Origin of the sequence: Bacillus sp. NH11B (assembly GCF_001884205.1) — a bacterium.
GTDB lineage: Bacteria > Bacillota > Bacilli > Bacillales > Bacillaceae_G > Bacillus_A > Bacillus_A proteolyticus.
This window is the reverse complement of the sequence record NZ_MAOG01000147.1, coordinates 25,600-40,737: the sequence shown is the minus strand read 5'-3', so window position 1 is coordinate 40,737 and position 15,138 is coordinate 25,600. Positions and strand designations below refer to the sequence as shown.

The 15,138-nt window shown below is 34.4% G+C and carries 10 protein-coding genes and 1 pseudogene; 10 read left to right on the top strand and 1 reads right to left on the bottom strand.

Annotated features, from left to right (window positions below; all coding sequences use genetic code 11):
- Window positions 1–8 precede the first annotated feature (8 nt).
- Together BAU27_RS29595 and BAU27_RS29590 are read left to right on the top strand one after the other, a co-directional pair.
- On the top strand, window positions 9–743 hold the full coding sequence (locus tag BAU27_RS29595; protein WP_071772928.1) for a hypothetical protein: 735 nt from the start codon (window positions 9–11) through the stop codon (window positions 741–743).
- Between the two features lie 132 nt (window positions 744–875).
- Window positions 876–1,175, top strand: coding sequence for a DUF3947 family protein (locus tag BAU27_RS29590; RefSeq protein ID WP_071772927.1), 300 nt, complete (start codon window positions 876–878; stop codon window positions 1,173–1,175).
- A gap of 372 nt (window positions 1,176–1,547) precedes the next feature.
- Here BAU27_RS29590 and BAU27_RS29585 read toward each other — a convergent pair whose 3' ends face one another.
- The gene (locus BAU27_RS29585; RefSeq protein ID WP_071772926.1) at window positions 1,548–2,966 is read right to left on the bottom strand and encodes a sigma-54 interaction domain-containing protein; all 1,419 of its coding nucleotides are present in this window, start codon (window positions 2,964–2,966) and stop codon (window positions 1,548–1,550) included.
- A 437-nt stretch (window positions 2,967–3,403) separates the two neighbouring features.
- Here BAU27_RS29585 and BAU27_RS29580 point away from each other — a divergent pair, with 437 nt between their 5' ends.
- From BAU27_RS29580 to colA, 8 genes and pseudogenes are all read left to right on the top strand, one after another.
- Window positions 3,404–5,029, top strand: coding sequence for an amidohydrolase (locus BAU27_RS29580; protein WP_071772925.1), 1,626 nt, complete (start codon window positions 3,404–3,406; stop codon window positions 5,027–5,029).
- Window positions 5,030–5,246: 217 nt separating this feature from the next.
- Complete coding sequence (locus BAU27_RS29575; RefSeq protein WP_071772924.1) at window positions 5,247–5,447, top strand: DUF3311 domain-containing protein; 201 nt, start codon at window positions 5,247–5,249, stop codon at window positions 5,445–5,447.
- Window positions 5,444–6,922, top strand: coding sequence for a sodium:solute symporter family protein (locus BAU27_RS29570; RefSeq protein WP_071772923.1), 1,479 nt, complete (start codon window positions 5,444–5,446; stop codon window positions 6,920–6,922). Before BAU27_RS29575 ends, BAU27_RS29570 begins: the two co-directional genes overlap by 4 nt.
- 368 nt (window positions 6,923–7,290) lie before the next feature.
- Window positions 7,291–7,659 (top strand): annotated as a pseudogene (locus tag BAU27_RS29565) (ABC transporter permease); the annotation flags it as partial.
- A gap of 189 nt (window positions 7,660–7,848) precedes the next feature.
- A complete protein-coding gene (locus BAU27_RS29560; protein WP_071772922.1) occupies window positions 7,849–9,015 on the top strand; it encodes a serine hydrolase domain-containing protein in 1,167 nt (388 codons plus the stop codon).
- Between the two features lie 385 nt (window positions 9,016–9,400).
- Window positions 9,401–11,155, top strand: coding sequence for an adenine deaminase (locus tag BAU27_RS29555; RefSeq protein ID WP_071772921.1), 1,755 nt, complete (start codon window positions 9,401–9,403; stop codon window positions 11,153–11,155).
- 111 nt (window positions 11,156–11,266) lie between these two features.
- Window positions 11,267–11,794 carry a hypothetical protein gene (locus tag BAU27_RS29550; protein ID WP_071772920.1) on the top strand — a complete coding sequence of 176 codons (528 nt, stop codon included), beginning with the start codon at window positions 11,267–11,269 and terminating at the stop codon, window positions 11,792–11,794.
- 488 nt (window positions 11,795–12,282) lie between these two features.
- Window positions 12,283–14,928, top strand: a complete 2,646-nt coding sequence (gene colA, locus BAU27_RS29545) for a collagenase ColA (RefSeq protein ID WP_071772919.1) — start codon at window positions 12,283–12,285, stop codon at window positions 14,926–14,928.
- The last annotated feature ends 210 nt before the right edge of the window (window positions 14,929–15,138 follow it).

Genomic DNA, 15,138 nt, shown 5'->3' with positions numbered 1-15,138 from the left:
CTTATGTCATGGTTAATAAAGCGCGGCATATAAAAGTGAAGTTATGGAGTGTAAGAGCTTTAATCATACTTTTTTTTACGATTAGTGCAATATCGTTATCACAAGGTGTGGTGCATGTACAAGACATAGTAAAAGAGCGTTTTTTTAGTGAGAAGAAATCTAAAAAAATTTATAAGGAAACAATAAACAATGAAAATAATGAAGATTATGGCACTGGAAGACCTTTGGAAAATACAAAAGTAGGAGAAAATAGGGATAGGACGCCAACGGGTAAAAAATTTAAAGGTTTTAAAAAGGAAAATTCATGGGGAGACGTATTTTCTTTTCTTTCAAATTCATGGATTACTGTAGTTTTTTATGTAGTTATTGCAGCGGTAATTACATATTTTCTTTATAAATCAGTTAGGAAAAAGTTAATGAAATCAGAAATAGAACAGGAGAAACAATCGGTAACGAAAGAATATACGGTAAGAACCGAAAAAAACGAGAAAGTGATGCATCAGTTAAAGCAGACGCTACCTACAGATACGATAAGGAAAGCGTTAGTTGAATGGGAAAGGACTTTACCATTTCATGAACAGAGAAGGTCCTATGAAACGATGCAACAATGGTTAAAACGAATATGTAGAACGAGAGACATTATTTCGTTGTATGAATCAGTTCGCTATGGCGAAAAGACTTATACGGAATTAGATGTAGAAAAAACAATGAAGTGGATAGAGGGGGATGGGAAATTGGATTAAGTTAAAATAATTGAAAGAAAGAGATTTAGGAATTACAAGGTGTAATGTTTCATGTATTATCCACCTTAATTCAATATTCATAGTATGAAAGGTGGAAGACAAAAATATCTGCAGGAGTGAGGTGAATAAAGAATGTTTCGTAATTGTTTTTACAATGAGAAGCAAATTCGTCCTTTAGGGGGGCAGGGGCCTGCACAAAGTACTATTCAAGCTGTTCATCATGCTATACAAGCGCAGCAACAAGCATTTCAAGCGCAGCAAATGCAGGGAATCCATAATCCATCACAATCGTGTTATTCATTACAGCCTTATTACCCATCACAATCATGTTACTCATTACAGCCTTATTACCCATTACAGCCTTATTACCCATTACAATCGTATTATCCATCACAGTCCTATTATCCATTACAGTCTTATTATCCAATGTAGGTTAAAAAGGATGGTACGACTTTTTAATCGATTTCGTATGAAACTGTATATGCTTGATAGCGAATGAAAGTAAAATGGAAATATCCTTTTTGTTGGAATTCATTCAAAAATAATTTGAAGAAAGCATTTGTTATTAAGTTTCAGGTTAACAAAAGAGGATTTGCTACGAATAGCAGGTCCTCTTTTTAAATTACAAAGAGTAACTGTGAATATTTAGAAGTAATCTATCATATCGGACCAATTATACTTTAACAAAATAGTCATTTGAATAGGAAAAGGGAAGATGAAATTTTGGACGGACTTCAAAATCTTAATTTGGTGGGCATGGGGTACTGCCTTATAGCCATCAAATATCCCCCTACAACAAAAAAGCTATTCTTTTTCATTACGGATATTGTATTTCTTTAACCGACGGATCAGTGAAGTTTGAGTAATTCCAAGAACTTTTGCCGTTTTACGTGTAGTCTTATTTTCCTTCATTGCCTGTTCAATAATTGTTTTTTCCATACTTTCGATAATCTCGCTTAAGTTGTTGCCTTTTTTCAGAGATTGTAAAGCTTCTTTTTCCATGCTTACTGAGTGAAAGCGATCTGGTAAATCATGAATCGAGATTTCTTCTTTTTTAGCCATAATAACGAGTTGCTCAACAGTGTTTTCCAACTCGCGTATATTTCCTGGCCACTGGTAACGTTGAAAAACATCTATCGTTTGCTGCGAGAAGGTACGTGTCTGGTTGAATATTTGGTTATACTTTTGCAAATAGAAATGGAGTAGTGGAAAAATATCTTCATGTCGCTCGCGTAGCGGTGGAATGTTTACTGGTAAAACATGAAGGCGATAATATAGATCGGCCCGGAATTTTCCCTCTTTTACCATTTCCTCGATTTTTCGGTTTGTTGCTGCAATAATGCGAATATCAGCCTTTACTAACTGTGAACCGCCAATAGGCATATAGGTCTTGTCCTGCAGTAATTGAAGGAGCTTGGGCTGCAAATGTAGCGGAAGTTCACTAATTTCATCCAAAAAAAGCGTTCCTTTTTCGGCTGTTTTGACGAGTCCTGTTTTCCCTTTTGAATTCGCACCTGTAAAGGCTCCCTTATGGTAGCCGAACAATTCAGATTCGAGAAGTGTATCGGGAATTGCTGCACAATTTAAGTGGACAAAGGGTTGACTGTTTCGTTCACTCAATTCATGAATACGTTTCGCAACTACGTTTTTTCCAACGCCTGTTTCTCCGTTAATAAGCACAGTTGAATCCACACTTGCCACTCTTTCCAGGATTTCAGCAAGCAAATTATGTATTTTACTATGTCCAATAAAGGACTGTTCCTCTTGCATTAGAATATACCGGGTATTCATTTTTTTTATTTCTAGCAAATACCGCTTCAATACGGGGGCTAATTCTTCCCATTCTAGCTTAGAAACATTATCCATCCAATTGTTTATATCATGACCATGTGCTACAAAATAAAGGGGGTTTTCCTGCTCATCCAAAATAATGTCCCCTGTTACTGTCATCTTATTACCACCGGTGATTTCTTGCACAGTGGTTACAGAACTTCCATTTTGTAAAGCCATTTCGATTACGGATGGAGTGAATGCACCTTCTTTTTTCAGAACGAAAATATTCCTGCCAATTAAATCTTCCTTGCTTTTGTTGAAAAGCTTACAACCTGCTTGATTTATCCACATAATCGTTCCATTTTTGTCAACAATATTCATCCCACTTTCAAGACTATCGAGAATTTTTAAAAGATATTTGTTTTCAATTTGGACAGGAATGTCGGACATGACGTGAATCCTCCTATTCATGCATCAATTTCGAACCAAAAGTGGTTCAAAATTGATAGAGATTAGTGAAAAGAACGAACCATTTATGAATCAGTTGAAACGAATTTAATTCATTATATCTCACAATAGCTAGATTTAATTAAAATTTTTATAATTTTCCGTCTATTTTTCGTGTTTTCGTTCCAAATTAATGGCATGATTTTTGCGATATAAAAGTGTACAGTATGGAATGATTAAAGGTTCACTTTATAAAGGGAGGTATGCAATGGGTTTTTTCTTTTATTGGAATGTTAGGGGCACCACTTTTACTAACAAAGAAAAACGCCTTATCCTAGGGATGTCGTTTAATGAAAGGGTTTTAATTGCGCTTGTGATAATGAATAGGATGATAGATAACAATTACTAAATTGTACTTATATAAAAAGGATGGTGTATGTATGAATGCAAATGTAGTATTTATCAATGGTGAGGTTATTACATCAGACAGACAAAACTCAATAGTGGAATCTGTAGCAATAAAGGATAATCGAATAATTGGGGTCGGGTCAAATTTAGAAATGAATAAATTTATTGGGGAGAAGACTGAAGTCATTGACTTAGCAGGCAAATCTCTTCTTCCTGGATTTATTGATGCACACACACACTTGGTTTTATATGGGGTTTTTCAGTTGAATATCAGTTGTAAAGAAAGTCACATCGACTCTGTTGCAGATGTGCTGAATGAGCTTAAGAAAAAAGCGTTGGAAACTCCAGAAGGTGAGTGGATAAGAGCTTGGGGATTTAATGAAACTACCATAAAGGAGAAAAGGTATCCAACGATTGCAGAGTTAGATGCCATTTCAACGAAGCATCCAATCATCATTTCTCGTACGTGCGGACATATTTGTATCGTAAACACAGCAGCACTAAAGAAGGCTGGAATTGACGGAAATACACCGAATCCTCAAGGTGGAGTAATTGAAAAGAATGAGAAGGGAGAAATTACAGGGAAATTATTTGAGGCTGCAAATATGAAGATGAATGATGTAGCAAGCTATACAGATGATGAACTTATGAAAGCTGTTAAAATTGCGTCGGATCATTTCATTTCAGGGGGCATTACGAGTATTCATGAAGCGGCTACTTTTGATTCGAATTGCTATCGTTTGTTACAAACAGCTATAAAAACGAAAGACATCGGTGTTCGCGTATACGCAATAATTGGTACCATAAATGAATCCGATAAATTTGTAAATAAAATGATGAATGCAGGGATAGTAACCGGTACAGGGGATGAGAAATTTAGGGTTGGTCCGGCTAAAATATTTTTAGATGGAAGTAGCTCTGGTCCAACAATTGCAACTCGAGAACCATACTCCAGCGATGCTAACAATTTCGGGATTCTTTATTATAGTGAAGAAGAAATATATAAAGTTCTAGGTGAAGCACATAAAAAAGGCTATCAAATTACGGTACATGCTCAAGGTGATAAAGCTATTGAAATGTATTTAAATTGCGTAGAAAGAGCGTTAAAAGAAGCACCAAGGAAAAATCATCGTCATCGAATCGAGCATGCAGGAGTTTCAACACCAGATTTACAAGAAAGAATGAAACAACTGGAAGTCATCCCTATTCCAAATCCACCATTTCCATATGAATATGGCGAGATATATGCTCACAATTATGGTGAACGTGTGAATTATATGTACGCTGCTCGTGACTATATAGATAAAGGTATTATTGCAGCAGGTAGTTCAGATGCACCGGTTACGGATTATAATCCTTTATTAGGAATTCATACTGCAGTTAATAGAAAAAGTCAATTTGGAGCCGAAATTGGCACGAATCAATCTGTTAGTGTACTAGAAGCGATTAAACTTTACACATGGAATGGCGCTTATGCAAGTTTTGAAGAGGATATAAAAGGCAGCCTAGAGGTAGGGAAATTAGCCGATTTAGTTATTTTAAGTGAAAGTATTTTAAAAGCTGAACCAGACCGTATTAAGGATTTGAAAGTGGAAACAACGATTATTGATGGAGAAATTGTCTATCAAAAAGAGAATGATTTAATGATGAAAAATTAGATTTAGGCAAAAAAGGGGGGCAATTATATTACTTGAAAAAATGAAATCCCCCCTCTTATTAGATTGGAGAGAGTATCGGACTATGAATAAAAGTGGCCAGATCCTTTTTATGGAATATCAGAAAATTAAAAAATATTAACGTGTTAACAAATCCTTGTATGATAGCGGTTCTTAATCCATAAAAATTCAAACGATGAAATGGGAGGTTGAGCATATTTTGAAATATATTAAACTCTTACTCTTAATTCCTTTTATAGGGTGTGTTGGATTTTTACCATTTGCAAATAGAATTGAGCCTTACGTATTAGGAATGCCTTTTCTTTTATTTTGGATTGTATTTTGGATGATACTTTCCTCAATTATTTTAACCATTGTTTATAAGCTTGACCCTTATAATAAAGGGGGTGAGACAGAATGAATATATCATTATTTATTATTTTTATTTTCTTAATCCTATCTCTTTATTTAGGGATAGCAGCAAGAAGAGGAAAAAAGATGAACTTGCAGCAATTTTCAGTTGGTGGCAGAGGTTTTGGAACCTTGTTCATATTCCTATTAATAGCTGGAGAGGTTTATACGACTTTTACTTTTCTAGGTGGAAGTGGTTGGGCGTATTCCAAAGGTGCTGCTGCATATTATGTGCCCACGTACATATTTCTAGCATATGTAATATCTTATTGGATTGCACCTAAAATTTGGAGATACGGTAAAGAACATGGTATTATTTCACAACCTGACTACTTTGCATCTAAATATAATAGTCGTGCAATGGGGGTTATAGTAGCTATTGTGGGAGGTTTAGCCCTTATACCATATATTTGTATACAAATGAAAGGGTTAGGAATCATTGTTTCAGAGGCTTCTTTTGGAGCTATTTCACCAATAGTTGCAAGTATTATAGGCGCAATAGTTATTACAACATATGTAATAATTTCTGGTATTCATGGCTCAGCTTGGACAGCTGTGATTAAAGATATTATGATTTTGGGAGTAGTTGTTTTTTTAGGCCTATACATCCCTATTCACTATTTTGGTGGAATTGAGCAAATGTTTAAGTCTGTTGAGGCTGTTAAACCTGAAGTGTTAACGTTAGCTGATCAGGGGCTAAGTGTACCATGGTTTATCTCTACTATCCTTTTAAATGCAATATCTTTTTATTTATTACCGACTTCTTTCACTGTGGTGTTCTCAGCAAATGGTGAAAAAGCACTTCGTAAAAATGCAATTACCCTACCTTTATACACTATATTATTACTGTTTGTTTTCTTTATTGGCTTTTCAGCTATTGTAAAAATTCCTGGTTTACAAGGAGCTGATGGAGACCTTTCTCTTTTAAGTTTATCTATTCAAACATTTGATCCTTGGGTCATTGGAATAGTTGGAGCAGCTGGTTTACTAACGGCGTTAGTACCAGCATCCGTTATGTTAATGTCTGCATCTGTTGGTTTAACAAAAGGGATTTACAATGTGATTTTTCCAAAAGCTACCGAAAAACAACAATTAGTAGCCTCAAAACTGTTCATCATTATCCTTTCTTTGACTGCTTTACTCTTCACAGTATTTGGCGGGACAGCACTGGCGCTGTTAAATATCATGTCATACAGTCTTATCGCACAATTAGCACCTGCATTATTCCTTAGTTTTTCCAAAAAAAATTACATTAATAAATACGGTGCAATGACTGGAATTATTACAGGAGTGCTCATTGTATTGTATGCTACGATTTTCAATATAAAAATCGCTACCTTTTTCCCAACAGTCCCACACACTATTAACGACATTAGTACAGGAGCGATAGCATTATTAATAAATATCGTAATAACTTTTATTGTAAGCTTAGCTTCAAAAAACATACCGGTTCAAAAGGGATCTACCACATCAACGTCAAGCTAAAAATTTATATATAAATAACGAGAAAAACGTTATTCTTTTTGTGAAAACATGCAGAAAGGATGACGTTTTTTATGAATTTTTCGATTCAAATTTACATAGTTGTAATAGATAGTTGAACTATTGTGAAAAGAGGGGGATGAATCGAATAGAATTATTCCTTATTTTGATCGCTCATATTCACTTCTCTAATTTCAGGAGTAAGCGAATATGATACGGTCACAGTGAAATTACATTCTAGAGATGATCGGGAAAGTGTTGGGAAAGAAGCAGTAGCACGTATAAATGAAATTAAATCGCCTAAATTTGAACATAAATTCAAAGCTCCAGAGGATGGAAACGAGTCTACGAATATGATGAAAATGGTCTTTGGCAGAATTGCTGGAATTTCGTTATTAGTTGGTGGCATCGGTGTTATGAATATAATGCTTGTATCTGTAACAGAACGTACGCGTGAAATTGGCATCCCAAAAGCGCTTGGTGCAACGCGTAGTAAAGTATTAATGCAGTTTCTTACTGAATCTTGCATTTTAACAGCACTAGGTGGTTTAATTGGATTTATGCTTGGCGTATTCTTTGCGTGGTTAATTGTGATATTCGCAGAATAGCCATTTATTGTTTCAGTAAATTTAGGACTGATTTCGGTTGGAATATCTATGTTTATCGGTATTGTATTTGGTATACTACCGGCAAATACAGCAGCAAAATTAGATCCGATTGAATGTTTGCGATATGAATAAGAAGGGAAGAGAATATAACTTTTGTTATGTTCTCTTTTTATTTTCATACAAAACTCTTTCTCAGCTTATCGTATCAAAATTTGAACGTAAGTATTTCGTAAGGAATGGATAAGAAAAAAGAGAGTTTTATCATATAGGATTAAAGTATAACTTGAATCAATACGATATTAATAGAGGAGAGAGAGCCTTATGAAAAAATGTAATGCAATTAAGTTAACAAGTTTGGCAGTTTTATTAGCGGGTACTACTCTATTTACACCAGGTTTTACTGTGAAAGCAGAGTCTGTTCAAAATATATCTAGTCCGTCACAAGCACATGATCAAAAGAACCGGAATGGATGGAAACAAGTAATGCAGGAATCAGTGCAGCTTGGAACACCAGGAATATTAGCTAAGACGTCTAACAACGGAAAAACTAGTATTTATACAGCTGGCGTGGCAGATTTAAGTACAAAGAAACCGATGAAATCGGATTATCGTTTTCGGATTGGTAGTGTGACGAAGACGTTTACTGCTACGACTGTTCTTCAATTAGTAGGAGAAAATCGCGTACAACTTGACGATCCAATTGAAAAGTGGCTACCGGGTCTCATTCAAGGAAATGGGTATGATGGTAATCAAATTACGATACGTCAACTTTTGAATCATACGAGTGGTATAGCTGAATACTTAAAGTCAAAAGACGCTGACATAATGAATTCGAAAAAAACGTATACAGCAGAAGAAATAGTAAAAATGGGGCTTTCTCTACCGCCTGATTTTTCGCCAGGTAAGGGGTGGTCGTATTCAAACACAGGATACGTAATATTGGGAATGCTTATTGAAAAAATAACTGGAAATAGTTATGCAGAAGAAATTGAAAAGCGAATTATTGAACCTTTGGATCTGTCAAATACGTTTCTACCAGGGAATTCAACCGTTATCCCAGGAAAGAATCATGCTCGAGGGTATATGAAAATGGAGGGAACAAGCGAGTTGAAAGACATAACGTATTATAATCCGAGTTTAGCTAAGTCAGCTGGAGATATGATTTCCAATGCGGACGATTTAAATACGTTCTTTTCATCTTTACTCGGTGGTAAGTTACTGAGGGAAAATCAGCTAAAAGAGATGCTTACCACAGTTCCTGTAGAAGGAAAAGGTGTTGGTGATGGATATGGTCTTGGAATCTATGAGACTAAACTTCCAAACGGTGTTTCAATTTGGGGTCACGGAGGGGCAATTCCTGGGTTTACAACTTTTGCTGGGGGAGTAATTGGGGGCAAACATACATTGGCTGTCAGTATTAACTCTTTAGGTGCGATTGATATTATTACGCAGTTTAATAAAATGATGCAAATTGAATTTAATAAATAGAAAAAAGAAAGGGAATTGGATTCTGCTATAGTTGTATATAAAAGAGATGTTTTTTAAATTTTGCAAATATGGACAGTGTTAGCATTTATGATATGGCATCAAGTTTATGTGGAACGTAAATACGATATAACTGTATTTCAAAGTGAAAGTCAATCTTATAGCTCTTAGTATAAAAATAAAAGGGATGTCAGTTGCGTGACATCCCTTTTATTTTGGAGCAAAGAGGTATATCTTTAATTCTGAAAATTGTTATTTTTCGAATCGTTCCATATAATAAAGGCTATAGGGATTTATACAGGGGAGTTATGAATGGAAAATACTTTAGTTGATTAACTATTTCTCATTTTAACCAATATAACAATAAATAGATTTGGAGTTGAGTACATTGGGACAAAATCATTATAAATGGAGTAATAAGCAATTACGAGAACATGTTGAAGTACTAGATGGCACGAGAAGTCCACACATTTTATTAAAGAATGCGACATATTTAAATTCATATATGCGTGAGTGGATGAAAGCAAATATTTGGGTTTATGATGACCGCATTGTATACGTAGGAGAAAAACTGCCAGAGCAATTTACTCATTGTGAAGTGATTGATTGCGAAGGGAAGTATGTAGTTCCTAGTTACATAGAACCGCATGCACATCCATATCAATTATACAATCCAGAGACTTTAGCAAATCATGCAATGCAATTTGGGACAACAACTTTTATTAATGATAATTTAACTTTATTTTTCACATTACAACGTGAAGAAGCATTTCGTTTATTAGATGAATTTAAAAAGGTTCCGGCAAGCATGTATTGGTGGTGTCGTTTCGATGGACAAACTGAGTTGCAAAATGGCCAATCATTGTTTAATAGTGAAGAAATAATGGAATGGCTTAATCATGAAGATGTTCTTCAAGGCGGGGAGTTAACAGCATGGCCAAAACTATTACATGGCGATGAGGAAATGTTAAATTGGGTACAGGAAACAAAACGATTACAGAAGAAAGTAGAAGGTCATTTTCCTGGAGCATCTGAAACAACTTTAGCAAAGTTAAAATTGTTAGGTACGGATTGTGATCATGAAGCGATGACAGGGCAGGAAGCATTAATACGCCTTATGCAAGGTTACACCGTTTCTCTTAGAAATTCTTCTATCCGTCCAGATTTAGAAATTTTAGTAAAAGAATTGCTAGAACTAGGTGTTAAACAATTTGATAGATTCATTTTCACAACAGACGGTTCGCATCCATCATTTTATGAAAACGGAATGACAAATAGATTGATAGAAATAGCGATTAAGCAAGGGATACCGGTTATTGATGCCTATAATATGGCAAGTTATAACATTGCTCGTTATTATAATATGGAGTATTTACATGGTGCGATTGCCACAGGGAGAATCGCCAATATTAATATTTTGGAAAGTAAAGAAAACCCGGTGCCGATTAGTGTAATTGCAAAAGGACAATGGGTGAAACGTGATGGAGAAAATAAAAATGAATCATTACGTATAGAATGGGATGAATTTCAAGTAACCCCTCTACAACTAGACTGGTCTTTAAAGAAAGAAGATATGATTTTTTCTGAAACAACAGGTATAAAATTATTAAATGATGTTATTTCAAAACCATATGTAACTGAAATCGACTTAAACGTTGAGGAACTTTCTATTGAGCATGATGAATGTTTCCTTATGATGATTGCTCGTGATGGCACTTGGCGAGTGAATACAGTTGTGAAAGGTTTTGCGAATAGATTAGGAGGTCTTGCTAGTTCTTATTCTGGTACAGGTGACATCATTCTCATTGGAAAGAGAAAAGAAGACATGCTTACAGCTTTTCATAGAGTAAAAGAGCTAGGCGGGGGGATCGTAATAGCTGAAAAGAATGAAGTGTTACACGAAATTGCTTTACCGTTGCTAGGGATTATGTCTAATGTAAATATGAGTGATTTAATAAAGGAAGAGAAAAAGATGGTGAAATTACTGCAAGAGCGAGGCTATGCTTATAACGATCCGGCATTTACTATTTTATTCTTTTCTGCGACGCACTTGCCTTTTATACGAGTAACCCCTATAGGGTTATATGATGTGAAAAGTAGTAAAGTACTTGCTTTGCCAGTGAATTTGATCAAGCAATATTAAAAGGAAAGATCCTATAAAAAAATTTTTATAGGATCTTTCTCATTCCTAGCATAAGAATATTCTAAGCCTCAAATAATATAGTATCTAAATGATTTGAGGTGATAGTTAAATATGAAAAAACTATTGTATGTATTAAGTGTATTTATTTTATGTGTATCTATCCAGCATGTGGTACATTCTCAAACAGATGCGCCAAGGTTATCTTCGGATTGTATGGAAGAAAGTAAAATGCGTGATGAAAAGTATGCGAAAAATATAATACAGGACATTAAATCCACATTTAATTTAAATATTGATGAAAACAGTTTTTGGGAAGTTAGTAAAAGAGACCTAGAGGCTGCGCATTTGATATATGGCGGAAAGGAAATTGATTCATATTATAATTCACTAACTAAAATTTATGATAGTGGTGGATTTAGAGGGCAGCCTAGCTTATTTGTGAGGGCGCAAGAAGCATTTTTACTTTATAAAGAAATAGACGATACTAATGTAATGAAACGCCTAAATCTAAACCTTGAAAAAGGGGAATGGATTGTTACCGAAATAAAAAAGAAGCAAGGCAAAATAGTGGAATACAAACCGTTACAATGTGAAAAGCATTATCTGAAAAAGAGAAATGAGTATCATAATATGAAATGAAATACTAATTAATGTTGTTTTTATCAGCTGAAAGGTTGCTATAGAAGAAGGTAAGTATACATATTAACCTTATGTATACTTACCTTCTTTTTTTTGAGGTTATTAACATTTTGGATGGTGTATATTGCAAATTACTTGCTAGTAAATGTGCTTATAATTTTCAAAGGATCTTTTTATCGTAAAAAGAGAGAGGAGTATGTGTCAAAAGATTTATACATTGCTGAACCACTTATGTATATTTTATTCTACAGTACTATAAAGAAATGTTTACTATTCACAAAAAACATCATTGGCACAGTTTTTGCTTGTATTAAATTTAAGGAAGGGAAATTGTATTTAAGGAATCTGTATTCGTAATAGTATAAAATAAGCTACTATTGCATCATTGATCATACTTGTATTTATAGCGGAACTGTAAATACATACAAATAAGTATGTTCTAGTATAAAAATTCAGAATTTTCTTTAAAATTATCAGGGGGCAATGGTATGGTTAAATATTCAAAAATTTCTAAGTTGATTCTTGGTGTTGGACTAGTGACAATATCATGTAATGGTTTGCAAATTCAAGCAGAGACAAAAGAGAAAAATGTGAAGAGCGTGAAGAGCGTATTACAAATGGAGCCGGTAGGAATACAGAAATCTGTTGATGAGTTGGCGCACTCTTCAGCAGTACAAGAAAATGCATCTTTTACAAAACGGTTAAAGTTAGCGGATTTATCGCAGCGTCCACTAGCACCAACCGAGGATGTTAAACCGTTAGCTGAAGAAAAAAAGTATTCGATGGCTGAGTTAAATCAATTAAGTAACAAACAATTAACTGATCTTCTTGTGACAATTAATTGGTATCAAATTCCGGAATTATTCCAGTTTAATAGTGATAGTCTCAAATTCTATCAAGATGATAGCCGAATGCAAGCGATTATTAATAAACTAGCAGAACAAGGACAAGCTTATACGAAAGATGATTCAAAAGGGATTGAAACATTAGTAGAAGCTCTACGTGCAGCATTTTATTTAGGTTTTTACCATGATGAATTAAGCAAACTAAATGAGCGTAGCTACCATGATAAATGTTTACCCGCTTTAAAAACAATTGCAAAAAATCCGAATTTCAAACTTGGTACATCAGAACAAAATAAAGTTATTTCATCATATGGAAAATTAATTGGAAATGCATCGGCTGATGTTGAAACGGTTTTATATGCAGGTGAAATTTTCAAACAATATAACGATAATCTTGCAACTTTCATTGAAGACCGAACGAAAGGAGACGCTATTTATGAGTTGATGAAGGGAATTGACTTTGATATTCAGACGGATATGTACACAACTGAAAAAGAGCCAAAAGATACGATGTGGTTTCGAAATATTGATAACTTTATTAATGAAGTAAATCGTTTTGCACTAATTGGTACTGTAACAAATAAAAACGGATGGTTAATTAATAATGGAATTTACTATGCTGGTCGATTAGGCAAGCTTTATAGTACACCAACAAAAGGCCAGCAAGTTGTTACAGAAGCGATGAGGATTTATCCACATTTAGGGGAGCAATATTTTGTTGCAGCAGAACAAATTACTACAAATTACGGAGGAGTAGATGCGAACGGAAAAACAATAAGTTTAGATCAAATCCGAGAAGATGGAAAAAAGAAATATTTACCGAAAACGTATACATTTGATGATGGAGCGATTGTCTTTAAGGCTGGGGATAAAGTTAGCGAAGAGAAAATTAAACGTCTATACTGGGCGGCAAAAGAAGTACGCTCTCAATTTTATCGTACAGTTGGTAGCGATAAACCACTTGAAAGTGGACATGCTGATGATGTGCTAACGATGGTTATTTATAATAGTCCAGATGAGTATCAATTTAATCGTCAACTGTACGGATATGAAACGAATAATGGTGGAATTTACATTGAAGGGACAGGAACGTTCTTTACATATGAACGTACACCACAGCAAAGTATTTATAGTTTGGAAGAATTGTTCCGCCATGAATTTACGCACTACTTACAGGGAAGATACGAGGTTCAGGGATTATGGGGCCAAGGGGAAATGTATCAAAATGAACGTTTAACATGGTTTGAAGAAGGGAATGCAGAGTTCTTTGCAGGTGCAACGCGATTAGATAGTGTAGTACCGCGAAAAAGTATAATTGGTGGGTTATCTAATGATCCTGCAAAACGTTATACAGCATCACAAACATTAAATGCGAAATATGGAACGTGGGATTTTTATAACTATTCGTTTGCATTGCAATCATATATGTATAATAACCGTCCTGAAATGTTCGATAAAGTGCATGATTTAATTCGTGCAAATGATGTTTCAAGTTACGACGCATATCGTTCTACATTAAGCAAAGATAATAAATTAAATGAAGACTATCAATCTTATATGCAAACGCTTATTGATAATCGCGATAAGTATACAATTCCACAAGTATCAGATGAGTACTTAGCGCAGCATGATCCAAAATCGCTTTTGGACGTTACTTCAGATATCACTAATGAAGCAAAGTTAAAAGATGTGAAAGTAACAAAGAATAAATCACAATTCTTTAATACATTTACACTACAGGGGACATATACAGGAAGTGCGGCAAAAGGAGAGATTGAGGATTGGAAAGTAATGAATCAAGCAACAAATGATATGTTGAAACGTCTTTCAGGAAAAGGGTGGACTGGATATAAAACATTGACTGCTTATTTTGTAAATTACCGTGTTAATAATGCTGGACAATTTGAATATGATATTGTGTTTAGCGGAGTGAATACGGAAGAAGGTACGGCTGTAGAAAAAGAACCGAATAATTCATTTGAAACAGCGAATCCACTATCTTTAAATACGTTACTAAGAGGGAACTTAAGCGATCAAGATCAGGTTGACCGATTTGTTCTTGATGTAAAGGACCCAAAAGATTTACAAATTACTATTACGAACGAACAAAACATTGGATTGAACTGGGTACTATATTCTGAATCAGACTTAAATAATTATGTAACTTATGCAACAAAACGTGATGGAAACAAATTGCTTGGCAATTATAATGCGAAGCCAGGGAAATATTACTTAAGTGTATATAAATATGGTGGTGGAACAGGGAATTATACAGTGCAAGTAAAATAATTTACTAGAGTTTGTTTTGAAAGGCTACTTATTGCATTTTTAGCTAAGTAAAGTATTTAATGTTTAACATTAAACTACTTCAATATATCCCTGTTCTAATTATAGAACAGGGATATATTGGCTTTTTATTTTTAAATTAAATAACCTTATTGGATTTTGACAAGAAAATAATTAATATAGATTTGAATTCTCATTCGTAAAGCATGTTTT